The organism is Cupriavidus sp. GA3-3 (assembly GCF_000389805.1).
Taxonomy (GTDB): domain Bacteria; phylum Pseudomonadota; class Gammaproteobacteria; order Burkholderiales; family Burkholderiaceae; genus Cupriavidus; species Cupriavidus necator_D.
This window is the reverse complement of record NZ_KB944465.1, coordinates 17,572-40,549: the sequence shown is the minus strand read 5'-3', so window position 1 is coordinate 40,549 and position 22,978 is coordinate 17,572. Positions and strand designations below refer to the sequence as shown.

Here is a 22,978-nt window from a genome sequence, read left to right as displayed (position 1 = left end):
CAGCGTTCCCCACCTTGACCATCATGCCCGCCGCCAGCCGCCTCTTGCCAGCCCGCATCCCAGCCCGCATCCCCGATTTCCCGCCAGCGCCGGGAAGCCAGCCATGAGCGACGCCTCGACCGTGCTGACCGGCCAGCTGCGCCCGGTCGAACATTGCAGCCACTGCGGCGCGGGCTTTGTCTGCGGCTACGTGGCGGGGCTGCCCGAGTGCTGGTGCGCCAGCCAGCCGCTGCTGCCGGCGCGGCGCATCGTGCCGGGCCAGCATTGCCTGTGTCCGGCCTGCCTGGCAGCGCGCCGGCAAGCGGCTCAGGAACCTGATTCCGCCGCTGGCTGAGGCGCCGGCCCGGGCCCTGCGGCACTGCCCCACTGCATCACCAGCATCCCCGCCACGATCAGCGCCGCGCCCGCCAGCCGCGCCGGCGTGAGCGCGCGCACCGCAAATCCGGCCAGCCCGAACTGGTCCACCAGCAGCGCCGCCAGCACCTGGCCCGCCACCACCGCGGCGATAAAGCCCGCGGCGCCCAGCTTCGGCGCCATCATCAGCGCGGCCGAAATATAGAACACCCCAAGCACCCCGCCGATCCAGAGCCAGCCCGGCGCGCGCGCCAGTGCCGCTGGCGCCGGCAGCGGCACGCGCATCAGCCACAGCACGGGCAGCAGCGCCGCCAGGCTGACCAGCAGCGACACCAGCGTGGCCGACAGCGGATGCCCGAGTGTGCGCCCGAGGGTGGCGTTGGCGCCGGCCTGGAAGGGGATCGCCGCGCCGGCCAGCACGGCCGTGCCAAGCGGCAGCCAGAGTGAAACCGGGAAGGAAAACGGCAACTGGGTGCCTGACATGAAGCGCTCCATAGGGCAAGATGCGATGCCAGCAGTTTGAAATATCGCAATGCGAATTTCCAATTCTGCTTTCGTACGTTTATTATTCGCCGAATGAATAGCCTACGCGGAATCGACCTCAACCTGCTGGTGGTGCTCGAAGCACTGCTGGCCGAGCGCCATATCTCCCGCGCCGCGCTGCGGCTGCACCTGAGCCAGCCGGCGGTCAGCCACGCGCTCGGGCGCCTGCGGCAGCTGCTCGACGACCCCATCCTGGTGCGCGGCAAGGGCGGCCTGGTGCTGAGCGCGCGCGCCCATGAGCTGTCCGGCCCGCTGGCCGAGGCGCTGGCGCAGGTGCGCATCCTGCTGGGGCCGAGCGGCTTCCAGCCGGCCACCGCGCGGCGCAGCTTCCGCCTGGCCATGTCCGACTACGGTGCGCTGGTGGTGCTGCCGCGGCTGCTGCGCGCGGTGCGCAAGGCCGCGCCCAATATCGACCTGGTGGTGTCGCAGGCCAGCCGCGAAGGCATGACCGCCCAGGTGGCCGATGGCGAGATCGACATGGCGCTGGGCGTGTTCACCCACCAGCCGGAAGGCGTGAAATCCGCCGAGCTGTTCTGCGAGAGCTATGCCTGCGCGGTGGATGCCGCCACCGTGCGCGACAGCGGCCGGCTTGACCAGGTGGCCTACCTGGCGCGCTCGCACGTGCTGGTGGCCACGCACAGCGAACGCATGGACGCGATCGACACGGCGGTGGCCAAGCTGGGGGGACGGCGCAAGATCGCCTGCGTGGTGCCGCACTGGAGCGTGGCGCCGGCGCTGATCGCCGGGACCAACCTGGTGCTGACCACGGCACGGCGCAGCCTGGCCGCGCTGGAAGAGGACCCGCGCTACGCCGTGTTCGCGCCGCCGTTTGCGCTGGACGACTTCACCTTCAGCATGATCTGGCACGAGCGCACCGAAGCCGATCCCGCCCACGCCTGGCTGCGCGAGCGCGTGCTGGCCGCGGCGGCCAGTCAGGAATCGGAAGAGCCGATCAGCTTGCGCGGCTGACGGCGCACCCCCGGCTTGGCTGGCGCCGGGGGCTGGGCATCACGGCGCTGCGCGGGAACAGCAGGTGGCCTGGCGGGGCGCGTGTCGCCGCGAAAGACCAGCTTCTGCCGGGTGCCGTGCTGCTTGTTGGCCATGATGGCTGGATGGGTGGATGGACGAGGCCGGCCCCGTCAGGCGCTCAGTGCTTGTGTTCGCCGTGGCCGCCGCTCGCGCCGGCGGCGGCGGGCACCATGTCACGCACTTCAGCCGTGACCTTCTGCTCGATCATCTTGCCGCCCTGCTCGATCTTCAGCGTGATGGGCACGGTGTCGCCCTTCTTGAGCTGCGCCTTCAGGTCCATCAGCATCACGTGGTAGCCGCCCGGCTTCAGCTCGACGTCCTTCATCTTTGGCAGGTCCAGCGACTTGACCTGGCGCATGCGCATCACGTTGCCTTCCATCTTCATCTCGTGCAGCTCGGCCGCGGCCACCGGCGACGACACGCCGACCAGCTTCGCGTTGTCGTGCGCGTGCAGCACCATGAAGGCGCCGGAGGCAGTCTGGGTCGGCACCGTGCCGCGCACCCAGGCATTGCTGACATCGACCTGGGCCAGCGCGGCGCCGGACGCCAGCGCGGCGGCGAGGGCGACCGATGCGGCCAGCGTGGCCGAGCGGAATTTGGCTTGCATGAAAGGCTCTCCTGAAAGCAGACATTAGACCATGGCGATGCCCGCCCGTGCATGCCCCAGGCAACCCCGCCATGCGGCGCACAGCCGGCTAGTCTGGCAGCCCGACAAGCTCGGCGCCAATGCGGCAAGGTGTCGCACGCACCGGCGCCCCGCGGCCGCATTGATACACTCGCGCCATGACCACCGCCGCAGCCGTGACCCGCTTGCCCGACCTCCCCTTCCTGTCGCCACTGCCGGCGGGCACCTCCGCCCGCCATGGCCAGGTGACGCTGCGCCGGCTGTTCTGGCTGCGCTGGGCACTGCTGGCGGGACAGGCGCTGACCGTGCTGAGCTGCGAGCCCATCGCCGGCATCCGCCTGCCCTACGGGCCGCTGCTGGTGGTGTTCGGCCTGCAGGCGCTGTTCAACCTGCTGACCGGCCTGCGCCTGCGCCAGCACACGCGGCGCAACAGCGCCCCTGGCGAGGCCGAGCTGATGGGCCAGCTGCTGGTGGACCTAACCGCGCTGTCGGCCATCCTGTTCTACACCGGCGGCGCGACCAACCCCTTTGTCTCGTTCTACCTGCCGGGGCTGGCCATTGCCGCCGCCATCCTGCCGTGGCGCCAGGTGATCGCGCTGGCGCTGTACGCGATCGCCTGCTACACGCTGCTGCTGTTCGAATATGTGCCGCTGGACCTGCACAACCCGGACAACGCGGTGAACTACCACCTGGCCGGCATGTGGTTGAACTTCGTTGCCAGCGCGGTGATGATCGCGCTGTTCGTGGCGCGCCTGTCCGGCGTGCTGCGCCAGCGCGAGGCGCAGCTGAACCTGGCACGCGAGCAGCTGCTGCGCGAGGCGCGCGTAGAAGACCTGAACGGCCAGGCCGCCGCGGTCGCGCATGAGATCGGCACGCCGCTGGCCACGCTGGCGGTCATCGCTGGCGAGCTGCGTGCCGATGCCTCCGACGCGGGCCGCGGCACCTCCGCAATCAACAGCTACCTGCCCGACCTGCAGACCATGGAGCAGCAGCTGGCGCTGTGCCGCACCACGCTCGCGCGCCTGCGCGAAGACCCGGCCACGCTGGCGCCGCAGCGCATCGACGGCTGGCTGCCGGCCTTTGCCGAGCGCTGGCAGCTGCGCCACCCCAACGCCAGCCTGCAGGCCAGCGCCACGCCGGGCGCCGGCGCGCAGGCGGTGGAAACCGCGCGCGTGGGCCAGATCCTGACCATCCTGCTGGACAACGCCGCGCGCAGCCAGCAAGCCGCCGGCCGCGGCCAGGAGCCGCTGCAGCTGCAGATCGCCATGGCGCCCGGCAATACCGCGCCGTGGCTGTCGTTCCGCATCGCCGACCACGGCGACGGCATTCCCGAGATGCTGCGCGGCCAACTGGGCGAAACCCCGGTGGCCAGCCAGCACGGCGGCCAGGGCATCGGCCTGTACCTGGCGCAAAGCGCCGCCCGGCAGATGGACGGCGAACTGGCCTGGCATGACCGCGCCGGCGGCGGCACCGTTGCCGAGCTGCGCCTGCCCGCGCTGTCCACCCTTTCCGCATCCGCCGCCGCCACGGCACCACGAACCCCATGACCGACACCCTCACCCCGGTACCCGAAGCCACCGCACCGGCTGGCACGCCCTTCCTGATCATCGACGACGACGAGGTCTTTGCCGGCACCCTGGCCCGCGCGCTCACGCGACGCGGCTATGCCGTGCAGGTGGCGCATGACGGCCGCACCGCACTGGCGCTGGCATCACGCATCGAGTTTGCCTATGTCACGCTGGACCTGCACCTGGAGCCGCCGCCGGATGCCGGCAGCACCGTGCCCGCCGAATCGGGGCTGCAGCTGGTGTCGCCGCTGCGCCAGGCGTTGCCGGACGCACGCATCCTGATCCTGACCGGCTACGCCAGCATCGCCACCGCGGTGGCGGCGGTCAAGCAAGGCGCGGACGAATACCTGGCCAAGCCGGCCAATGTCGATTCGATCCTGACCGCGCTGATGGCGGGCGTGTCCGAAGATGCGGCGCAGGCCGCGCTGGAAGAGCCGGTGCCGCTGTCGGTGGCGCGGCTGGAATGGGAGCATATCCAGCGCGTGCTGGCCGAGCATGACGGCAATATCTCCGCCACGGCACGGGCGCTGAACATGCACCGGCGCACCTTGCAGCGCAAGCTGGGAAAGCGGCCGGTGTCGCGGTAAAGAAAAAGGCCGCGCGGATTGCGCGGCCCTTCCGGTGGCAACTGCTGCCGGCGTTACAGGCGCAACTGGACGTAGTCCCAGTCCAGCCCGTCGGCGCTGCCCTGCGGCGTGCTGCCCTGCGCGACGATGCGCATGGCATCGCCGGCATGCCGGTCGGCCAGCGTGAACAGGCCGCCAGAATCCAGCGCCAGCTTCGCGGCCGCGGCAGTGGCCGCGCCGCGCGAGCCCGATTGCGCAGCCTCGGCGGCGGGCACGGCGGGACGGATGCAAAGGAAGGCCGTCGCGGCGGCCAGCGCGGCCAGCAGGCCGCCTGTGGCCAGCACGACACGGCGGGTCTTGTAATGGACCATTCGATTTCTCCTGCCAGTGAGTTGAGTGGGATGCGGTGGCTCCCGCACCGGTCAATCGACCGTCAAGGTGACGAAGGGTCGCATTGTCGGGCCGTTGCGCGCCAGCGTGCTTACCAATGCTTACGCTCCTTACCCGCATGTGGCAGCCGGATACGTACGGATATGTGAAATCCGTTCCCGCCAGGGGCGGAAACTGGCCCACAGACGCAAAAAGGGCGCACCGTGGTGCGCCCCTCCCGCATTCCGCCCGTATTGCCTTACAGCACGTAGCGCGACAAATCCTCATTGACCGCCAGGTCACCCAGGCGCTCATCGACATATGCCGCGTTGATCGTCACGGTCTCGCCCGACGACTTGGTCGCATGGAACGACAGGTCTTCCAGCAGCCGCTCCATCACCGTGTACAGCCGGCGCGCGCCGATGTTCTCCACCTTCTCATTGACCGAGAAGGCGATCTCCGCCAGCCGGCGGATGCCGTCATCGGCAAACACCAGGTCGACCGATTCCGTGCTCAGCAGCGCCTGGTACTGCTTGGTCAGGCTCGCATCGGTCTGCGTCAGGATGGCCTCGAAGTCCTGCACGGACAGCGAATCCAGCTCGACCCGGATCGGGAAGCGGCCCTGCAGTTCGGGAATCAGGTCGCTCGGCTTGGACAGGTGGAACGCACCCGAGGCAATGAACAGGATGTGGTCCGTCTTGATCATGCCGTACTTGGTGCTCACCGTGGTGCCTTCCACCAGCGGCAGCAGGTCGCGCTGCACGCCCTGGCGCGACACCTCGCCGCCGCCGATCTCGCTGCGGCTGGCGATCTTGTCGATCTCGTCCAGGAACACGATGCCGTTCTGCTCGACATTGGCGATGGCCTTGTGCTTGAGCTCCTCGTCATTGACCAGCTTGGCAGCCTCTTCGTCGATCAGCAGCTTGAAGGCTTCCTTGACCTTCATCTTGCGGCGCGCCTTCTTGCCCTGGCCCAGCCCGGCAAACATGGTGCGGATCTGCTCGGTCATGTCTTCCATGCCCGGCGGGCCCATGATATCCATGCTCGGCATGCCGGCGGAGAGTTCCAGCTCGATTTCCTTGTCGTCGAGCGAGCCTTCGCGCAGCTTCTTGCGGAACACCTGGCGCGTGTTGGAATCCTTCTCTTCCGGCTGCGAGAAACCGATATCGCGCGCCGGCGGCAGCAATACATCGAGCAGGCGGTCCTCGGCCGCGTCCTCGGCCTTGGTGCGCACCTTCTTCATCTCGGACTCGCGCGTCTGCTTGATCGCCATCTCGGCCAGGTCGCGCACGATGGTGTCGACATCGCGGCCGACATAGCCCACCTCGGTGAACTTGGTGGCCTCGATCTTGATGAAGGGCGCGTCGGCCAGCTTGGCCAGGCGGCGCGCGATCTCGGTCTTGCCGACCCCGGTCGGGCCGATCATCAGGATGTTCTTGGGAGTGATTTCCTGGCGCAGGGGCTCGGCCACCTGCTGGCGGCGCCAGCGGTTGCGCAGCGCCACCGCCACGGCCTTCTTGGCCTTGTTCTGGCCGATGATGTGCTTGTCGAGTTCGGAAACGATTTCCGACGGGGTCATGGTGTGCGACATGGTATCCGTTCAGTGGGGGCGCGCCGGCCTGCGCGGTGGCCGGCCTGCGCTTATTCCAGCGTCTCGATGACGAAGTTGGTGTTGGTATAGATGCAGAGCTCGCCGGCAATGGTCAGCGCCTTCTCGACCACGTCCTTGGGCGCCATTTCGGTGTTCTCGACCAGCGCCTTGGCGGCCGACTGCGCATACGCGCCGCCCGAGCCGATCGCGGCGATGCCGCCCTCGGGGTCGAGCACGTCGCCGTTGCCGGTGATGACCAGCGTGGTGTCGCGGTCGGCGGTGATCAGCATGGCTTCCAGCCGGCGCAGGGCGCGGTCCGAACGCCAGTCCTTGGCCAGGTCGACCGCGGCGCGGGTCAGGTTGCCCTGGTACTTTTCCAGCTTGGCCTCGAAGCGGTCCAGCAGCGAGAAGGCATCGGCGGTGCTGCCGGCAAACCCGACCAAGACCTTGCCGTTGTAGATGCGGCGCACCTTGCGCGCGGTGCCCTTCATCACGATATTGCCGAGAGTGACCTGACCATCACCGCCGAGTGCGACCTGATTGCCGCGGCGGACGCTGACGATGGTAGTGCCGTGATACTGTTCCATGGTGGCTTCCGTGAATATGTCAGGACCCTAGTTGGCGACGCCCCCGGCGGGTTTCAAGGCCCTCGCGTGCGCCGGGCGCGGTCTGACCAATATAGGATGCCTGCCGCCACGTTGCCCGGCGCCGCGCCCAAACAAAAAGGGCCATGCGTTGCCGCATGGCCCTTGTCCGCGACGCGCGGGGCCACTGGCCCGCGCGCCTCGCGCATCACTCCACCAGATCAGTCCGCATACACGCCGGCCTTCTTGATCACCGGGGTCCACTTGTTGATCTCGGCGGTCAGGAGGGTGCGCAGCGAATCCGGCGTGGCGCGCTGTGCCGGCGCGGCTTCGGCGCCCAGCTCGGCCATCTTGGAGCGGAAGGTCGGGTCGGCCACGGCCTTCTGCAGCGCAGCCGACAGCTTGTCGATCACCGGCTTGGGCGTGCCCTTGGGCGCGTACATGGCGTGCCAGACCTTCACTTCCACGCCCGGCAGGCCTTGCTCGGCCGCCGTCGGGATATCCTTGAACGCTTCCACGCGGCGTGCCTGCATGGCCGCGTACGGCTTGACCGAGTTGGCCTTGAGGTGGCCTGCGAGATTGGTGGTCTGGTCGCACAGCAGGTTGACCTGGCCGCCCAGGATATCGGTTAGTGCCGGCGCGGCGCCCTTGTACGGCACGGTGGTCAGTTCGGTCTGGATCGCGCTCTGGAACAGCAGGCCGCACAGGTGCGAAGCCGAGCCGATGCCGGCATTGGCCAGCGACAGCTTGCTGGCGTTGGCCTTGAGGTACGGCAGCAGGTCCTTGAAGGTGTTCGGCGGCAGCTGCTTGTTGCCGACCAGGATCATCGGCACGTCGGCGATTTCGCCGACCATCTCGAAGTCCTTGAGCGGATCGAAGCCCAGGTTGCGGTACAGCGCCGGGGCCGTGGCCATGCCGATATGGTGGATCAGCAGGGTGTGGCCGTCGTTCTTGGCCTGGGCCACCTTCTTGGCGCCGATGGTGCCGCCGGCGCCGCCGAGGTTCTCGATGATCATGGTCGCGCCCAGATGCTTGGACATGATCGCGGTCAGCTCGCGCGAGAGCTTGTCGGTCGGACCACCCGCGGCAAACGGCACCACCGCCGACACCGGCTTGCCGCCAGGATATTCCTGGGCGTACGCGCCCGACACCACACCCATTGCGCTGACTGCCAGCGCGGCCGCGACCATCTTTATTACTCGTTTCATGCTCTCTTCTCCTGATTCCCTTTGATACCCGTCTTGCAATGCGTTGCCGCCGGCCCGGCCCCTGCTTGTGCGGGGCGCATCTGGCGCGGTCTCTGTGGCGGCGCTCTTGGACCATGCCGGCTGGCTCGGCTGCCCCTGCCGTAAAACGGCAAGGGCGGGCCTTGATGTTAGCAACTCCAGACAATACGCAGGTATAGGGGCTAACCCGCTTGCAATCAGCCGCATATGGCGGGAAACGGGGAGGATATGGCAGAGATCGGATGCAAAGGCATGCGTTTGTGACACCCGGTGCGGCCTAACGGAAGAAACCGAGCATTTCCTCAAGCAGAGGTTCGGCGGCCTCTTCCGGGATGTAGTGCCCGCACGGCAGCGCCTGGCCGCTGATGTCGGTCGCCACCTCCTGCCAAAGCGCCAGCGGCTCGAAGCAGCGCGCCACCACGCCGTGCTCGCCCCACAGCACGCGCAGCGGCAGCGCCAGCCGGCGCCCGGCCTCGCGGTCGGCGCGGTCGTGCTCCAGGTCGATGGTGGCGGCGGCGCGGTAGTCCTCGCACATGGCATGCACGCGCGCCGGGTCGCGCATCGCCGCGGTGTAGGCAGCCATGGCGTCGGGGGCGAAGGGCGTCAGGCCCGCGTGGCGCAGGCCCATCAGCTTCTCGATGTAGAAATCGGGCTCGGCGTTGATCAGCGTCTCGGGGAACGGCGCCGGCTGGATCAGGAAGAACCAGTGCCAGTAGGCGGCGGCAAAGGCCATGCTGGTGCGCTCGTACATCGCCAGCGTGGGCGCGATGTCCAGCAGCATGGCGCGGCTGACCGCGTCCGGATGGTCCATGCACAGCCGGTGCGCGACGCGGGCACCGCGGTCGTGGCCGCACAGCGCAAAGCGCTCGAAACCGAACGCCGTCATCAGCGACACCTGGTCCTGCGCCATGGTGCGCTTGCTGTAGTGCTCGTGGCCGGCATTGCCGGGCGGGGCCGAGCTGCTGCCGTAGCCGCGCAGGTCGGTGGCGATCACCGTGAAGTGATCGGCCAGCGCCGGCGCCACCCGGTGCCAGATCAGGTGGCTCTGCGGGTGCCCGTGCAACAGCAGCAGCGGCGGTCCCGAACCGCCGCGCACGCCGGCGATCTCGACCTCGCCGACACGCTGCCGGAAGGGTTCGAAGTTCGGGAACAGCAGCGCGCTGGCGTCATTCAGCATGGGTCGTCTCCGCTTCTAAGGGTCGTCCTGTGCCGATCATAGGCGCAAACCGCCTCATCGGCGTGGCTGCGCCGGCTTCGCCATTCGGCCAGCTGACGCAACTGAATTGCATCAACCGGGGGCCTATGGTTAAATCCGCCCATGACCCGTCCCAGTCCGGACCGGCCGGCCGCTGTGCCGGAACCGGCGATCCCCACCCCTGAGTCCCTGGAAGCCGCCCACGAGCGCCTGCGCCAGCTGGGCGCGCGCGTGACCCAGCCGCGGCTGTGCATCCTGGCCTGCCTGATCGGCAGCGAAGAGGCGCTGACGCACCAGGCCGTGATCGACCGCCTGCCCGAACCGGGCGAGACCATAGACCGCGTCACCGTCTACCGCGTGCTGGACTGGCTGGTGGAACAGGGCGTGGCGCAGAAGCGTGCCGGCAACGACCGCGTGTTCCGCTTCAGCCTGGTTGAACACGAGGCCGCGCGCGCGCAGGAGCACCGCCAGCACAGCCATTTCCACTGCACCCGCTGCGACCGCACCTTCTGCCTGGACGATGCCAGCGCGCCGGCTCCGCCGGCCGCGCCGCGCGTGCCCAGCGGCTTTGCCATCGAACATGTCGAACTGACCGTAAACGGCGTCTGCGCCGAGTGCGGCAAGCGTGCGCCCGCCTCGCCTGGCGGCGCTTCGCACTGAACGGCAATCTCTCATACCCGGAGAACAACAATGTCCAAACTGACCCCGGTCACGATCCTGACCGGCTTTCTCGGCAGCGGCAAGACCACCCTGCTCAAGCGCATCCTGAACGAGCAGCACGGCATGAAGATCGCCGTGATCGAGAACGAGTTCGGCGAAGAGAACATCGACAACGAGATCCTGGTGCAGGACGGCCGCGAGCAGATCGTGCAGATGAGCAACGGCTGCATCTGCTGCACCATCCGCGGCGATCTGGTGCAGGCGCTGTCGACGCTGCTGACGCGCCGCGACGCCGGCGAGATCGACTTCGACCGCGTGGTGATCGAGACCACGGGCGTGGCCAACCCGGGCCCGGTGGCGCAGACCTTCTTCATGGACGAGGAAATTGCCTCGCGCTACCTGCTCGACGCGGTGATCACGCTGGTCGACGCCAAGCATGCCCACCTGCAGCTGGACAAGCAGGAAGAGGCGCAGCGCCAGGTTGGCTTTGCCGACGCCATCTTCATCACCAAGTCCGACCTGGTGACCGAAGCCGACGTGGCCGAGCTGCGCCACCGCCTGCTGCACATGAACCCGCGCGCGCCGATCCGTCTGGTCAACTTCGGCGAGGCGCCGATCGACACCATCTTCGACCTGCGCGGCTTCAACCTGAACGCCAAGCTGGAGATCGACCCGGAATTCCTGCGCGCCGACGACCATGACCACGATCATGACCATGAGCATGGCGAGCATTGCGGCGACGACTGCGGCCATGACCACGGGCACGACCATGCGCACGGCCATGGCCACGCGCACGACCACCACCACCACCACCATACCGACCGCATTGCGTCGTTCGTCTTCCGCAGCGACAAGCCCTTCCACTACGGCAAGCTGGAGGAATTCCTGTCCGGCATCCTGGCCGTATACGGGGAAAAACTGCTGCGCTACAAGGGCGTACTATATATGGACGGTGTGGACCGCAAAGTGGTGTTCCAGGGGGTCCACCAGCTGATGGGCAGCGACATCGGCGCCAAGTGGGAGGAAGAGACCCCGGGCACGCGCATGGTGTTCATCGGCGTGGACCTGCCCCGCGACGCCATCCTCAAGGGCCTGGAGAACTGCCTGGCCTGAGTGCACCAGTCGCCCCATCGGCGACGCCCCCTCGAACCCCGCTCCGCGGCCGCCCCCCGTTCGGGGTACCGGGGAAATACCGAAGCGCCAGCCGGTTTTCCCCGTATCTCGGAAAAATTTGTTCAAGTACAATAGGCCGGATTTGATACCGGTGGCGCACCTTTTTCCCGCTGCCGGCATTTGGTCCATCGGATCTGGTGGACTTGCAGGGCGGCGGTTGTCGTCAGCATGAGGCAGGCCGCCGGCAGGTGCGGTCGCAGTGCTTCGTGCGGAGACCGCCTTTTTCCGCCTGGGGTGCCCCGACGCGCGCCGTCACTGACTGACGCGAGAGAGAGGTGTCCCCATGACAGCCGCAACGAAGACGAAAGAAAGCCGCAGCAAGACTGGTACTGCAGCGGCAGAGACGCTCAAGGCGCAGCCTGTGAAGGCAGCGCCCGCTCCCCGCGGCAGTACGGCGAACGCCGAAGCGGGCGCAACGAAGGGAGGCCCGCGAAGCAGCAAGACTGCAGCCAGCCAGAGTGAAACAACCGAGGCGCGCAAGCGCGCGGACAGCGCACCCGAGCGGACCCAGACGCCGCCGGCCGCATCAACAAGAGAATCAGCAGCAACCATGAGCAGCAACAAACTTCTGACTGAAGCTGAAATCCTGAAGATGAGCGACAAGGATTACATGAACGAAGCGCAGCTCGCCTTCTTCAAGCACCGTCTTGAGCAGCTGCGCGACGAAATCCTGAAGAACGCTGACCAGACCACGGAACACCTGCGCGAAACGGTCATCGTGCCGGATCCGGCCGACCGTGCCACCATCGAGGAAGAGCATGCGCTGGAACTGCGCACGCGCGACCGCGAACGCAAGCTGCTGAAGAAGGTGGAGCAGTCGCTGCAGCGCATCGAGTCCGGCGACTACGGCTGGTGCGAGGAAACCGGCGAGCCGATCGGCGTGCCGCGCCTGCTGGCCCGTCCCACCGCCACGCTGTCGCTGGAAGCGCAGCAACGCCGCGAACTGCGCCAGAAGCTGTTCGGCGACTGATACGCCGCGCGCCGGCACGGACGGTGCGGCAGGCGTAACGTGACGGCCCGGTTACCCGGGCCGTTTGCTTTGGCGGGCCGCGTCCGCCTTGTCGTGCCGTCGCCACGGCCTACCATTGAGAATCGTCCGGCTGTTGCCGACCCGGCCTTTCTGGTAAATTCGCAACCTTGTTGCAACAACGCGCCCCTCGCCTGGGCTGCGTGGTCCCTCGTCACTTCCATCTCTCCTGCCATGGCTGATCGCCTGCCCGTCACCGTGCTGTCCGGCTTCCCCGGCGCCGGCAAAACCACGCTGCTGAACCACCTGCTTGCGCACAGCGCGGGCCGGCGCCTGGCCGTGCTGGTCTGCGGGCCGCAGCATGGGCAGGCGCTGGCGCCGCTGCCGCCCGGTTGCGAGGCCACGCTGCTGCCCGTGGGCGACGCCCTGCTCGGCGAAGCCGCCCGGCTTGCCGCCGAGGGCCGCTTTGACTCGCTGCTGATCGAAGCCGACGGCCTGGACGAGCCGCTCGCGATTGCCGAAGGCTTCCTGTTCGAGGCCGAGCATGGCGCCGGGCCCGACGCGGCGGTGCAACCCGACACGCTGGTGACGGTGATCGATGCCGCCACCTTCCTGCGCGATCTCAACGAGGCCGAGTTCCTGGCCGACCGCGGGCTGGCGCCGGCCACGGACGATGACCGGACCGTGGCTGAAGTGCTGGTGGCGCAGGTCGAATGCAGCGACGTGATCGTGCTGAACAAGGCCGACCTCGCCAGCGCGGCCGAACTGGCGCGGCTGCACGCCGTGCTGCAGGCGCTGAACCCGCGTGCCGATATCGTCGAAGCCAGCTTTGGCAAGGTCGCGCCCGAGCGCGTGCAAGGCACCGGCCGCTTCGACTTCGAAGCCGCCGCGGACGCACCGGGCTGGCTCGCCGCGCTGCGCGGCGAGTTGCCGGCTGCCGACGCCAGCGGCGTCTCCACGCTGGTCTACCGCCGCCGCCGCCCGTTCCACCCGCAGCGCTTCGCCGACCTGATCCATACCGAATGGCTGCGCGAGCACGGCAGCGTGCTGCGTTCCAGGGGCCTGTTCTGGCTGGCCAGCCGCATGGACACCGCGGGCGACTGGAACCAGTCCGGCGGCGTCTGCCGCCATGGCGGCGCCGGCGCCTGGTGGGCCGCGCTGGATCCGGCCGAATGGCCGGCCGACAGCGCCGAACGCGCCGAAGTCGAAGCCGACATGCAGGTCGACGGTGCCCCGGCAGCCTTCGGCGACCGCCGCCAGGAACTGGTGCTGACCGGCCTGGACCTGGACCATGCGGCGCTGCAGGCCCGGCTCGACGCCTGCCTGCTGACCGATGCCGAGATGGCCGCGGGCGCGGAAGCCTGGGCGGGCTATGCGGATCCCTTCCCCGCCTGGGTCGACGACTTTGACGACGACCACGATCATGACCATGGCGATGATTGCGGCTGCGGCGATCCCGACCACCACCACGGCAACCACGCCGGCCATCCGCATGCGCACTGACTGGTTCGCCCGCCTGCGCGCGCATGGCCCGGGCCTCTGGTCCGCGCTGTGGCTGACGCTATGCCTGCTGCTGGCGCAGCACGCCGGGCTGACCCACCGCATCGTGCATGGCAGCCTGCTTGCGCCGTCGGCCTCCGTGACAACGGCCGACGCCGCCTCGGCCAACGACCCCGAGCCGCACCCGCTGGCGCAGAAATTCAGCGGCCACTCGTGCGTGCTGTTCGATGGCGCCACGGTTGCCGACACCCTGTGCGGCAAGCTGCCGCTGCCGCAGCTTGCCTTTGGCAAACCGGTCAAGCCGGCCAACCTGGCCTGGCGCTGGCCCGACCTGCCCGCCACCCACCCCTTCCAATCGCGCGCGCCGCCGGCGCCTGCCATCGCCCTCGCCTGATCCGGGAAGCGGCCCTCGCCGCGCACCCGGCCTGACCAATTCCGAGCTGAACGCCTGCCTATTCCGGCTGCGCGGCCACGCCCATCGCGGGCGGCCGGCGCAGTGCCGGGCAGCTGCCGTGCCAGCCGGGCCGATTGCCATTGCCTCACTCCGCGCGCCATGTCGAAGAATCGTTACACCGCACCAACCAGCGCACCGCGCCTGACCCCGCTGGCGGCCCTTGCCGCGTCCCTCACCGCCACCATGGCCACCGCCTTCGTCGCGCCCGCCGCGCTGGCACAGGCCACGGCACCTGCCGCCGACAGCGCACCCGCCACGGCCACGGCCACCGCCACCGCCACCGCGCCAGCCGGCGCCATGCTGCGCGAAGTCGTGGTCACCGCCAATCCGCTCGGCAGCGACCTCAACGACATGGTGGCACCGGTATCGACGCTCGGCGGCGACGCCCTGGCCGTGCGCCAGGGCAGCACGCTGGGCGACACGCTCGACAAGCTGCCCGGGGTCTCGTCCAGCTACTTCGGCCCCAATGCCAGCCGGCCGGTGATCCGCGGCCTGGACGGCGACCGCATCAAGGTGCTGCAGAACGGCGGCACCACCGTCGACGCCTCCACGCTGTCCTACGACCACGCAGTGCCGGTGGACCCGCTCGTGGCCGAGCGCATCGAGGTCGTGCGCGGCCCGGCAGCGCTGATGTACGGCGGCAACGCCATCGGCGGCGTGGTCAACGTGATCGACAACCGGATTCCGAAGGAGCCGATCGAAGGCATCGGCGGCGCGGTCGATGCCAGCGCCACCGCGGGCGGCGACCAGGCGCGCAACGCCAGCGCGCTGATCGAGGCCGGCAACGGCAAGTTCGCCGTCCACGCCGACGCCTTTGCGCGCAAGACCAGCGACCTGCGCATCCCCGGCTACGCCCGCAGCGACCGCCTGCGCAGCGCCGATCCTCTGCCGGAAGGCGAGACCGAAGCCTATGGCCGCCTGCCCAACACCAGCGCGCAGCAGGAAGGCGGCGCGATGGGCGGCTCCTACACCTGGGCCGATGGCTTCATCGGCGCCAACTACAGCGCCTACCGCAATGAGTACGGCACGCCCGCCGAGGACGACGTGCGGCTGAAAATGCGGCAGGACCGCTTTGCGCTGGAAGGCGAGGCACGCAACCTGGCCGGCAACACCGCCGGCTGGCTCGAATCGGTCAAGGGCAAGTTCGGCTACACCGACTACGAACACAAGGAGATCGAGGGCGGCGAGACCGGCACGATCTTCAAGAACCGCGGCTGGGATGCGCGCCTGGAGGCCAGGCACGCGAAGATCGGCAACATGACGGGCGTGATCGGCACACAGTTCGGCCATACCGACTTCTCCGCGTTGGGCGAAGAGGCATTCGTGCCGAGCACCAATACGGATAACGCGGCGCTGTTCGTGTTCGAGGAACTGCCGCTGACCGCTTCCGGCGACCTCAAGCTGAACCTGGGCGGGCGCCTGGACCACAGCAGCATCAAGGCCAGCGCCAACGGCAACGACCGCTTTACCGATGCCAGCCGCAGCTTCAACGCCACCAGCGCGTCGGCCGGCCTGCTCTACAAGGTCAACCCGCTGTGGTCGCTGACCAGCAACCTGTCGTACACCGAGCGCGCGCCGACCTTCTACGAGCTGTATGCCAACGGCCCCCACGTGGCCACCGGCGCGTGGGAGCTGGGCGATCCCAATGCCAACAAGGAACGGGCCACCTCTATCGACCTGGGCGTGCGCTTCAAGTCCGGCGCGCACAGCGCCGCCGTGTCGGGCTACTACAGCCGCTTCGCCAACTACCTCGCGCTGAACGCCACCGGCCGCACGCGTGACGAGGCGGGCGATGTGGTCGCCGCCGGCAGCCCGGACGCGCTGCCGGAGTTCCAGTACCTGGGTGTGCCGGCCACGCTGTACGGCTTCGAGGTGGAAGGCAAGACGCGCTTGCTGCAGAAAATGCTGACCACCAGCGACACGCTGGACTTCGAGGCCCGCGCCGACTACGTGCGCGGCGAGAACCGCGATACCGGCGAACCGCTGCCGCGCCTGGCACCGCTGCGCCTGGGCGGTGCACTGGTGTATGGCGCGGGCCCGTGGGGCGCGCGCGTCGACGTGACCTACGCCGCAAAGCAGACCCGCGTGCCGACCAACGACACGCAGACCGATGCCTATACGCTGCTGAGCCTGGCGCTGACCTACAAGTTCAAGGTGTCGGGCACGCAGACGCTGGTGTACCTGCGCGGCGACAACCTGACCAACCAGGATGCGCGCAACTCGGCTTCGATCCTGCGTGATATCGCACCGCTGGCCGGGCGCAGTGTGAAGGTGGGGTTCAGGACGTCGTTCTGAGGATGCAGGCAGGCGTGGTGAATCAATCCCGATTCACCACCCACTCCCCCTCCACCGCCAGCGCCTTCACTCCCGCCAGCGCGCGCACCGTCTGCGCGCAGACCTCGGCCATCTCCAGCCCCGGCATGAAGCGCTGGCGGATGCGCACCATCAGCGGCGCGGCCTCCATCCATGCCACCAGCGCGTCCTGGGCCATGCGCTGCTGCTCCAGCAGCTTGAACTTCACCAGCACCTTGACCGCATGGCTGGCATTGCGCGCCGGGTCGGCGCTCAGGTAGGCCAGGCGCCCCTGGGCGCGTTCGACCGCCGCCGCCACATCGGTAAACATCCGGCCATGGCCCGGGATCACCAGCCGCGCGTCGAGCTGGGCGATGCGCTCCAGCACCGCCGCCTGCTCGGCGAAGCCGCTCTCGCCATCCAGCTCGGGGAAGATCACGCCGAAACCGTTCTCCCACAGCGCATCGCCGGAAACCAGGATGCGCCCGGCCGGTGCGAACAGCATCACCGCGTGCGGGTCATGGCCGGGAGCGGCCACGACTTGCCAGTCGATGCCGGCCAGGCGCAGCGTGTCGCCGTCGCTCAGCACGCTGTCGAAGGTGAAGCGGTCGCACTGCTGGCCGGTGGCGTTGTAGCTGAGCGCTTCCGTATCCCACGCGGCAACGGCAGCGGCCTCGGCCGCGGGGATAGCGGTGCGCGGCTGCCAGCGCGCCTGCAGCGCGGCATTGCCGCCGCAGTGGTCGGAGTGCAGATGGGTATTGATCACGCGTGCGAGCGGCCGGCCCTGCAAGGCGGCCGCCACCAGCGCCACCGTCTGCGGCGCGTGGGTGACGTAGCCGGTATCGACCAGCACCGTATCGTCGCCGTCCACGAACAGGATATTGTTAGCCGACAGCCAGCCGCGCTCGAACACGCGCATGGATGGCGGCAACTGCGGAACCGGGCTTGCGCTCAAGGGGATGCCTCCTCGCCTGCCAGCCATGCTGCGCGCTGCGGCAGTTGCGCCCACACGTGGCGCTTGTCTTCGTCGCTGGCCGAGGACCAGCCGGCGATTTCGTCGATCGTGCGCAGGCAACCTGCGCAGTAGCCGCTGAACGGGTCCATGTGGCAAATGTTGCGGCATGGCGAAGGCACAGGCGACGCGCGCAGCGCGAGGTCGGCTTGCGCCGCCAGTTCAGCCGCGGAGGGGACGGGCGTGGGCATGGTGGCCATCGGACAGCGCTCAGCCCGCCGCGCGCGCGGCCTTGGCGGCGACCTTCTCATTGAAGCGGCCGGCGTCGATCAGGTGGCGCTCATGCACGCCCTCGGAGATCTTGTCCTCGCCGTCCCAGGCGCTCAGCTGGAAGCGCAGGCGGCGCCCGTCCACCGCCACCAGTTCGCCCTTGACCGTCACCGTCATGCCGGGCGGCGTCGGCGCCAGGTGCGAGAAGCTGACCAGCGTGCCGAGCGACTGCTCGCGCGGCCAGTCCAGGTGTTCGCGCAGCATCTGCAGGCAGGCACACTCCATGATGCCGACCATATAGCCGGTGGCCAGCACGTCGGGCATCTCGGGGCAGCCCGGGATATCGTCGTACAGGCGCGGCACGGTGGCCTTGGGCGGCACCGTGTATTGCCAGCTGAAGGTCAGGCCGGGGCGCAGGTCGGGACTCATGCCACTGAGCCTGCCGCGACGTCGGCCACTTCAGCGCCCGTCATCTGCTGCAACTGGTGCGGCGTCAGGTTGAATACCGCATGGGGATGCCCCGCCGCGGCCCACAAGCTGTCATAGCGGAACAGGTCCTGGTCCAGCAGCATCACCGGCGCCACCGCATGTCCGATCGGGCAGACGCCGCCGATGGCGTAGCCGGTCTTCTCGCGCACGAAGCGCGCGTCGGCCTTGCCCAGCGCGCCTACGCGCGCGGCCACCTTGGCCTCGTCGACGCGGTTGCTGCCGCTGGCAATCACCAGCACCGGCGCATCGTCGGCCACGCGCCGGAAGATGATGGACTTGGCGATCTCGGCCACGCTGCAGCCCAGCCCCGCCGCGGCCTCGGCCGAGGTCTTGCCGGTGGCCGGCAGCATCACCACGGGCCGGTCATGGCCAAGCCCGGCCAGCAGGTCCGCCACGCGCTGCGCGGACTCGGGCAGCGCTTCGTCATTCACCGTCATGCGTACTTCTCCTTGTTCCGTGGCCCGCGCCTGATCCGCACTTACGCGCAGGCAGGCGCCGCATCGCTGGCGGCGGCCCACTTGGTCAGCAAGGCACGGCCCACGCGCGAGCTGTTGGCGCGGCCAATTGCCTGCGAGATATAGTCGCCGGTGCGCACCACCGCTTCCAGGTCGATGCCGGTGTGGATGCCCATGCCGTGCAGCATGTACAGCACGTCCTCGGTCGCCACGTTGCCGGTCGCGCCCTTTGCGTACGGGCAGCCGCCCAGCCCCGCCACCGACGCATGGAAGATCGAGATACCCACTTCCAGGCTGGCCAGGATATTGGACAGCGCCTGTCCGTAGGTATCGTGGAAATGGCCCGACAGGCGGTCCAGCGCAAACTCCGCCGCCGCGGCGCGCATCACTTCCTGCACGCGCACGGGAGTGCCCACGCCGATGGTGTCGGCAATGTCGATCTCGTCGCAGCCCAGTTCGCGCATGCGCCGCACCACGTCGACCACCGCGTGCACCGGTACTTCGCCCTGGTACGGGCAGCCCAGCGCGCACGAGATGCTGCCGCGCAGGCGCACGCCCTTCTCCTTGGCTGCGGCGGCCACCGGCGCAAAGCGCGCGATCGACTCGGCGATCGAGCAGTTGATGTTCTTCTGCGAGAACGCCTCGCTGGCGGCGCCGAAGATCACGACCTCGTCGGCACCGGCCTCGATCGCGCCTTCAAACCCCTTCATGTTCGGCGTCAGCGCCGAAAACAGTGTGCCGGGCCGGCGCTGGATGCGCGCCATCACGTCGGCACCGTCGGCCATCTGCGGCACCCACTTGGGCGACACGAACGACGCGGCCTCGATATTGACGAAGCCGGCATCGGTCAGCTGGTTGATCAGCGCGACCTTGACCTCGGTCGGCACCATCGCCTTCTCGTTCTGCAAGCCGTCGCGCGGGCCGACTTCAACGATCTTCACGTAGTTCGGCATGGTCATGGCAATCTCCTGTCTTTGATTCGTATTGGTCGGGCGCTCAGTAGCCGCGCTGCACGTCGACCACGCCCGCGATCGGCTGGCCCGCGCGCAGCGCGCGGATCTTGCCGGCGATCTGCGCGATGCTGTCTTCGCGCAGCGTGAGCGCCGAGATATGCGGCGTGACGGTGATGCGCGGCTCCTGCCAGAACGGGTGTTCGGCAGGCAGCGGCTCGGTGCGGAACACGTCGAGCGTGGCACCCGCAACCTGCCCCGACTGCACCGCGGCGAGCAGGTCTTCCTCGACCAGGTGCTGCCCGCGCGCGACGTTGATCACATACGCGCCCTGTGCCAGCCGCGCGAACAGCGCGGCGTTGAGGATGTTCTCGGTCTGCGGTGTCAGCGGCAGCACATTGACCAGCACGCGCAGGCCATCGAGGAACGGCGCCTGCCCGGCATCGCCATAGAAGCCGCTCACGCCTTCGATGGCGCGCGCGGTGCGGCTCCAGCCACGCACCGGGAAGCCGAAGCCCGCCAGCGTGCGGGCGATATGCGTGCCGAGCGTGCCCACCCCCATCACGCCGATGGTGAAGTCCGCGCGGCGATGCGGCTTGAGGAACTTCCAGTTGCCGGCGCGCTGCTGGGCCTCGTAGGCGTCCATCTTGCGGAAATAGCGCAGCACGGCGTGGGTGACGTACTCGGCCATCTGCGCGGCCATGCCGGCATCGTCGAGCCGCACGATCGGCACGCCCGCGGGCAAGGCGTCAGGGGCTTCATCGCGCAGGCGCAGGATGCCGTCGACGCCGGCGCCCAGGTTGAACACCGCCTTCAGCTCGGTACGGCCACGCAGCATCTCCACCGGCGGGCGCCAGACCACGGCGTAGTCGGCCGGTTCGCCACGGCTGTCCTCCCACGTCACGCATTGCGCTTCGGGCAGTGCCTCGGCGAATCCTGCGATCCAGGCGTCGTAGCGGCCATCGGGGACGTACAACTGCAACTTCATTTTGTCTCCAGGGGAATCTGGTGGGGTTAAATACGTATTTTGGCAGAGGAACGGACGTGGGGTTGGTTGGGGCAACGGTGACCGCGCCCCTGCCCCCTGTCGGCATCAAGCCCCCGACTTCCCCTCGAACGCCAGAAGCTGCGCCCCCTCCACAACCTGCTCCCCGACCCCGTAAAGCACCTCACTCACCACCCCGTCCACCGGTGCGCTGATGGTGTGCTCCATCTTCATGGCCTCCATCACCAGCAACGGCGTGCCGCGCGTGACGGTGCTGCCCGCCTCGACCATCACGGCAATGACCTTCCCGGGCATCGGCGCAGTGAGCTTGCCGCCTTCGCTTTCGGTCTCGCCGGCATGGGCCAACGGATCGAGCCAGGCCAGGCTCACATGCCGTCCGGCATAGAAGACGTGGAAGGTCTCGCCATCCGCATGCACCTGCCCGTGCGCGCGCCGGGTGCCGAGGTTGATGCGGATATCGTCGGCCTGGCAGGTGCAGGCAAAGGGCGCCGCCTGGTCCGCATAGATCAGCGTGCTGCCGCGCTCATTGGTGCTCAGCGTCACCTCCAGCACCTGCTCGCCATAGCCGAAGCGCAGCGTGCGCGACACGCCGCCGTTCAGCCGCCACGCGCCGCCATGGGTCCACGGCGAATGCTGGTCGGCGGCGTCGATGCGACGCTCGCGGGCCTCGCGGTCGAACAGCGCCGCCACCGCCAGCGCGATGACTTCCAGGCCGACCGGCGCCGGCGGCGGGAACAAGACCTTCTCGTTGCGCTCGATCAGGCCGGTGTCGAGGTCCGCCGTGCGGAACGCCTGGGACGACACCAGCCGCTGCAGGAAGGCCACGTTGGTCGACAACCCCACCACGTGATACGACGCCAGCGCCTGGCGCATGCGCGCCAGCGCCTCGTCGCGGTCCTTGCCCCAGACGATCAGCTTGGCGATCATCGGGTCGTAGAACGGGCTGATGGTGTCGCCTTCGCGCACGCCGGCGTCGATGCGGATGCCGGCCGGGCCGTGCACATCCTCACCGCGCATGAACTGCACCGCCGGCGGCGTGCGCAGGAAGCGCAGCGTGCCGGTTGATGGCAGGAACTGCTTGTCGGGGTTCTCGGCGTAGATGCGTGCTTCCAGGGCGTGGCCGTCGATGCGCAGCTGGTCCTGCGTGAGCGGCAGCGCTTCGCCGGCGGCGACGCGCAGCTGCCATTCGACCAGGTCCTGCCCGGTGATCATCTCGGTAACAGGGTGCTCCACCTGCAGGCGCGTGTTCATCTCCATGAAGTAGAACGAACCGTCCTGGTTGGCGATGAACTCCACCGTGCCGGCGCCGACATAGCCGACCGCCTTGGCCGCGGCCACCGCCGCTTCGCCCATGGCGCGGCGACGCGCCTCGGTCATGCCTGGCGCGGGGGCTTCTTCCAGCACCTTCTGGTGGCGGCGCTGCACCGAGCAGTCGCGCTCGAACAGGTAGACGCAGTTGCCATGGGTATCGGCAAACACCTGGATCTCGATATGGCGCGGGCGCGTCAGGTACTTCTCCACCAGTACCTTGTCATCGCCAAAGCTGGCGCTGGCCTCGCGCTTGACCGAGGCCAGCGCGGCCTCGAAGGCGTCGCCCGACTCGACCACGCGCATGCCCTTGCCGCCGCCGCCTGCGCTGGCCTTGAGCAGCACCGGGTAGCCGATGCGGTCGGCCTCGCGGCGCAGCAGCGCCGGACCCTGGTCCTCGCCGTGGTAGCCGGGCACCAGCGGCACCGCGGCCTTCTCCATCAATTGCTTGGCCGCGCTCTTGCTGCCCATCGCGTGGATGGCGGACGCCGGCGGGCCGATGAAGACCAGCCCCGCCGCGGCGCAGGCCTCGGCAAAGGCCTCGTTCTCGGACAGGAAGCCGTAGCCGGGGTGGATGGCCTGGGCGCCGGCCTCCTTCGCCATCTCGATGATGTGGTCCGCGCGCAGGTAGCTGTCGCGCGCGGCCGCGCCGCCGATATGCACGGCCTCGTCGCAGAAGGCGACGTGGCGCGCGTCGGCGTCGGCATCCGAGTACACCGCGACGGTGCGGATGCCGAGCCGGCGGCAGGTGGCGGCCACGCGGCAGGCGATTTCACCGCGGTTGGCGATCAGGATCTTGCTGAACATGGCTCCTCCTAGTTTTTCGACAGGACGGCGAGCCAGCTGATTACC

The 22,978-nt window shown here is 68.7% G+C and carries 24 protein-coding genes; 10 read left to right on the top strand and 14 right to left on the bottom strand.

Annotation, left to right across the window (positions count from 1 at the left end):
* Positions 1–103: 103 nt before the first annotated feature.
* The gene (locus C265_RS06425) at positions 104–334 is read left to right on the top strand and encodes a cysteine-rich CWC family protein (protein WP_010813295.1); all 231 of its coding nucleotides are present in this window, start codon (positions 104–106) and stop codon (positions 332–334) included.
* Here the strand turns inward: C265_RS06425 and C265_RS06420 are convergent.
* Positions 307–837 carry a DMT family transporter gene (locus C265_RS06420; RefSeq protein WP_011614400.1) on the bottom strand — a complete coding sequence of 177 codons (531 nt, stop codon included), beginning with the start codon at positions 835–837 and terminating at the stop codon, positions 307–309. The two genes, C265_RS06425 and C265_RS06420, sit on opposite strands and share 28 nt — an antisense overlap.
* A gap of 93 nt (positions 838–930) precedes the next feature.
* Between C265_RS06420 and C265_RS06415 the strand changes: the two genes are divergently transcribed.
* On the top strand, positions 931–1,866 hold the full coding sequence (locus C265_RS06415) for a LysR family transcriptional regulator (RefSeq protein WP_010813293.1): 936 nt from the start codon (positions 931–933) through the stop codon (positions 1,864–1,866).
* 178 nt (positions 1,867–2,044) lie between these two features.
* Here C265_RS06415 and C265_RS06410 read toward each other — a convergent pair whose 3' ends face one another.
* Positions 2,045–2,533: a copper chaperone PCu(A)C gene (locus C265_RS06410; RefSeq protein ID WP_010813292.1), complete on the bottom strand. Its 489-nt coding sequence runs from the start codon at positions 2,531–2,533 to the stop codon at positions 2,045–2,047.
* A 176-nt stretch (positions 2,534–2,709) separates the two neighbouring features.
* On the opposite strand from C265_RS06410, the gene C265_RS06405 reads away from it, so the two are divergent.
* Both C265_RS06405 and C265_RS06400 read left to right on the top strand, forming a co-directional pair.
* Entirely contained in the window at positions 2,710–4,098 is a 1,389-nt protein-coding gene (locus C265_RS06405) for an ATP-binding protein (protein WP_010813291.1), read from the top strand.
* Positions 4,095–4,706: a response regulator transcription factor gene (locus C265_RS06400; RefSeq protein WP_010813290.1), complete on the top strand. Its 612-nt coding sequence runs from the start codon at positions 4,095–4,097 to the stop codon at positions 4,704–4,706. The genes C265_RS06405 and C265_RS06400 overlap by 4 nt, the downstream gene beginning before the upstream one ends.
* Before the next feature lie 53 nt (positions 4,707–4,759).
* Here C265_RS06400 and C265_RS06395 read toward each other — a convergent pair whose 3' ends face one another.
* The 5 genes from C265_RS06395 to C265_RS06375 all read right to left on the bottom strand — a co-directional run bounded on the left by C265_RS06395 (position 4,760) and on the right by C265_RS06375 (position 9,632).
* A complete protein-coding gene (locus C265_RS06395) occupies positions 4,760–5,056 on the bottom strand; it encodes a hypothetical protein (RefSeq protein ID WP_010813289.1) in 297 nt (98 codons plus the stop codon).
* Positions 5,057–5,313: 257 nt separating this feature from the next.
* A complete protein-coding gene (gene hslU / locus C265_RS06390) occupies positions 5,314–6,645 on the bottom strand; it encodes an ATP-dependent protease ATPase subunit HslU (protein WP_010813288.1) in 1,332 nt (443 codons plus the stop codon).
* 50 nt (positions 6,646–6,695) lie between these two features.
* Positions 6,696–7,232, bottom strand: a complete 537-nt coding sequence (hslV, locus tag C265_RS06385; RefSeq protein ID WP_010813287.1) for an ATP-dependent protease subunit HslV — start codon at positions 7,230–7,232, stop codon at positions 6,696–6,698.
* Between the two features lie 218 nt (positions 7,233–7,450).
* Complete coding sequence (locus C265_RS06380) at positions 7,451–8,437, bottom strand: tripartite tricarboxylate transporter substrate-binding protein (RefSeq protein ID WP_037023759.1); 987 nt, start codon at positions 8,435–8,437, stop codon at positions 7,451–7,453.
* 295 nt (positions 8,438–8,732) lie between these two features.
* Positions 8,733–9,632, bottom strand: a complete 900-nt coding sequence (locus C265_RS06375; protein WP_010813285.1) for an alpha/beta fold hydrolase — start codon at positions 9,630–9,632, stop codon at positions 8,733–8,735.
* A gap of 141 nt (positions 9,633–9,773) precedes the next feature.
* Here C265_RS06375 and C265_RS06370 point away from each other — a divergent pair, with 141 nt between their 5' ends.
* From C265_RS06370 to C265_RS06345, 6 genes are all read left to right on the top strand, one after another.
* On the top strand, positions 9,774–10,310 hold the full coding sequence (locus tag C265_RS06370; protein ID WP_010813284.1) for a Fur family transcriptional regulator: 537 nt from the start codon (positions 9,774–9,776) through the stop codon (positions 10,308–10,310).
* A 30-nt stretch (positions 10,311–10,340) separates the two neighbouring features.
* The gene (locus C265_RS06365; protein WP_010813283.1) at positions 10,341–11,423 is read left to right on the top strand and encodes a GTP-binding protein; all 1,083 of its coding nucleotides are present in this window, start codon (positions 10,341–10,343) and stop codon (positions 11,421–11,423) included.
* Positions 11,424–12,033: 610 nt separating this feature from the next.
* A complete protein-coding gene (gene dksA / locus C265_RS33150; protein WP_010813282.1) occupies positions 12,034–12,453 on the top strand; it encodes an RNA polymerase-binding protein DksA in 420 nt (139 codons plus the stop codon).
* 231 nt (positions 12,454–12,684) lie between these two features.
* A complete protein-coding gene (locus C265_RS06355; protein ID WP_010813281.1) occupies positions 12,685–13,953 on the top strand; it encodes a GTP-binding protein in 1,269 nt (422 codons plus the stop codon).
* Entirely contained in the window at positions 13,886–14,344 is a 459-nt protein-coding gene (locus C265_RS06350) for a hypothetical protein (RefSeq protein ID WP_081225787.1), read from the top strand. Before C265_RS06355 ends, C265_RS06350 begins: the two co-directional genes overlap by 68 nt.
* A gap of 159 nt (positions 14,345–14,503) precedes the next feature.
* Positions 14,504–16,699, top strand: coding sequence for a TonB-dependent receptor (locus tag C265_RS06345; protein ID WP_010813279.1), 2,196 nt, complete (start codon positions 14,504–14,506; stop codon positions 16,697–16,699).
* Positions 16,700–16,721: 22 nt separating this feature from the next.
* On the opposite strand, the gene C265_RS06340 is transcribed toward C265_RS06345, so the two are convergent.
* The 7 genes from C265_RS06340 to C265_RS06310 form a co-directional block, all read right to left on the bottom strand.
* Positions 16,722–17,678, bottom strand: coding sequence for an MBL fold metallo-hydrolase (locus C265_RS06340; RefSeq protein WP_052181600.1), 957 nt, complete (start codon positions 17,676–17,678; stop codon positions 16,722–16,724).
* Positions 17,648–17,908: a DUF1289 domain-containing protein gene (locus C265_RS06335; protein WP_010813277.1), complete on the bottom strand. Its 261-nt coding sequence runs from the start codon at positions 17,906–17,908 to the stop codon at positions 17,648–17,650. Before C265_RS06335 ends, C265_RS06340 begins: the two co-directional genes overlap by 31 nt.
* A gap of 10 nt (positions 17,909–17,918) precedes the next feature.
* Positions 17,919–18,347, bottom strand: coding sequence for a thioesterase family protein (locus tag C265_RS06330; RefSeq protein ID WP_010813276.1), 429 nt, complete (start codon positions 18,345–18,347; stop codon positions 17,919–17,921).
* Positions 18,344–18,844 carry a YbaK/EbsC family protein gene (locus C265_RS06325; protein ID WP_010813275.1) on the bottom strand — a complete coding sequence of 167 codons (501 nt, stop codon included), beginning with the start codon at positions 18,842–18,844 and terminating at the stop codon, positions 18,344–18,346. Before C265_RS06325 ends, C265_RS06330 begins: the two co-directional genes overlap by 4 nt.
* Before the next feature lie 41 nt (positions 18,845–18,885).
* The gene (locus C265_RS06320) at positions 18,886–19,821 is read right to left on the bottom strand and encodes a hydroxymethylglutaryl-CoA lyase (RefSeq protein WP_010813274.1); all 936 of its coding nucleotides are present in this window, start codon (positions 19,819–19,821) and stop codon (positions 18,886–18,888) included.
* 37 nt (positions 19,822–19,858) lie between these two features.
* Complete coding sequence (locus tag C265_RS06315) at positions 19,859–20,800, bottom strand: glyoxylate/hydroxypyruvate reductase A (protein ID WP_010813273.1); 942 nt, start codon at positions 20,798–20,800, stop codon at positions 19,859–19,861.
* A gap of 105 nt (positions 20,801–20,905) precedes the next feature.
* Positions 20,906–22,933, bottom strand: a complete 2,028-nt coding sequence (locus C265_RS06310) for an acetyl/propionyl/methylcrotonyl-CoA carboxylase subunit alpha (RefSeq protein WP_010813272.1) — start codon at positions 22,931–22,933, stop codon at positions 20,906–20,908.
* Between the last annotated feature and the right edge of the window lie 45 nt (positions 22,934–22,978).

Coding starts and splice junctions, on each gene's coding strand:
- C265_RS06425 (WP_010813295.1), top strand. CDS start 104: ATGAGCGACGCCTCGACCGTGCTGACCGGCCAGCTGCGCCCGGTCGAA.
- C265_RS06420 (WP_011614400.1), bottom strand. CDS start 837: ATGTCAGGCACCCAGTTGCCGTTTTCCTTCCCGGTTTCACTCTGGCTG.
- C265_RS06415 (WP_010813293.1), top strand. CDS start 931: ATGAATAGCCTACGCGGAATCGACCTCAACCTGCTGGTGGTGCTCGAA.
- C265_RS06410 (WP_010813292.1), bottom strand. CDS start 2,533: ATGCAAGCCAAATTCCGCTCGGCCACGCTGGCCGCATCGGTCGCCCTC.
- C265_RS06405 (WP_010813291.1), top strand. CDS start 2,710: ATGACCACCGCCGCAGCCGTGACCCGCTTGCCCGACCTCCCCTTCCTG.
- C265_RS06400 (WP_010813290.1), top strand. CDS start 4,095: ATGACCGACACCCTCACCCCGGTACCCGAAGCCACCGCACCGGCTGGC.
- C265_RS06395 (WP_010813289.1), bottom strand. CDS start 5,056: ATGGTCCATTACAAGACCCGCCGTGTCGTGCTGGCCACAGGCGGCCTG.
- hslU (WP_010813288.1), bottom strand. CDS start 6,645: ATGTCGCACACCATGACCCCGTCGGAAATCGTTTCCGAACTCGACAAG.
- hslV (WP_010813287.1), bottom strand. CDS start 7,232: ATGGAACAGTATCACGGCACTACCATCGTCAGCGTCCGCCGCGGCAAT.
- C265_RS06380 (WP_037023759.1), bottom strand. CDS start 8,437: ATGAAACGAGTAATAAAGATGGTCGCGGCCGCGCTGGCAGTCAGCGCA.
- C265_RS06375 (WP_010813285.1), bottom strand. CDS start 9,632: ATGCTGAATGACGCCAGCGCGCTGCTGTTCCCGAACTTCGAACCCTTC.
- C265_RS06370 (WP_010813284.1), top strand. CDS start 9,774: ATGACCCGTCCCAGTCCGGACCGGCCGGCCGCTGTGCCGGAACCGGCG.
- C265_RS06365 (WP_010813283.1), top strand. CDS start 10,341: ATGTCCAAACTGACCCCGGTCACGATCCTGACCGGCTTTCTCGGCAGC.
- dksA (WP_010813282.1), top strand. CDS start 12,034: ATGAGCAGCAACAAACTTCTGACTGAAGCTGAAATCCTGAAGATGAGC.
- C265_RS06355 (WP_010813281.1), top strand. CDS start 12,685: ATGGCTGATCGCCTGCCCGTCACCGTGCTGTCCGGCTTCCCCGGCGCC.
- C265_RS06350 (WP_081225787.1), top strand. CDS start 13,886: ATGATTGCGGCTGCGGCGATCCCGACCACCACCACGGCAACCACGCCG.
- C265_RS06345 (WP_010813279.1), top strand. CDS start 14,504: ATGTCGAAGAATCGTTACACCGCACCAACCAGCGCACCGCGCCTGACC.
- C265_RS06340 (WP_052181600.1), bottom strand. CDS start 17,678: ATGGCTGGCAGGCGAGGAGGCATCCCCTTGAGCGCAAGCCCGGTTCCG.
- C265_RS06335 (WP_010813277.1), bottom strand. CDS start 17,908: ATGGCCACCATGCCCACGCCCGTCCCCTCCGCGGCTGAACTGGCGGCG.
- C265_RS06330 (WP_010813276.1), bottom strand. CDS start 18,347: ATGAGTCCCGACCTGCGCCCCGGCCTGACCTTCAGCTGGCAATACACG.
- C265_RS06325 (WP_010813275.1), bottom strand. CDS start 18,844: ATGACGGTGAATGACGAAGCGCTGCCCGAGTCCGCGCAGCGCGTGGCG.
- C265_RS06320 (WP_010813274.1), bottom strand. CDS start 19,821: ATGACCATGCCGAACTACGTGAAGATCGTTGAAGTCGGCCCGCGCGAC.
- C265_RS06315 (WP_010813273.1), bottom strand. CDS start 20,800: ATGAAGTTGCAGTTGTACGTCCCCGATGGCCGCTACGACGCCTGGATC.
- C265_RS06310 (WP_010813272.1), bottom strand. CDS start 22,933: ATGTTCAGCAAGATCCTGATCGCCAACCGCGGTGAAATCGCCTGCCGC.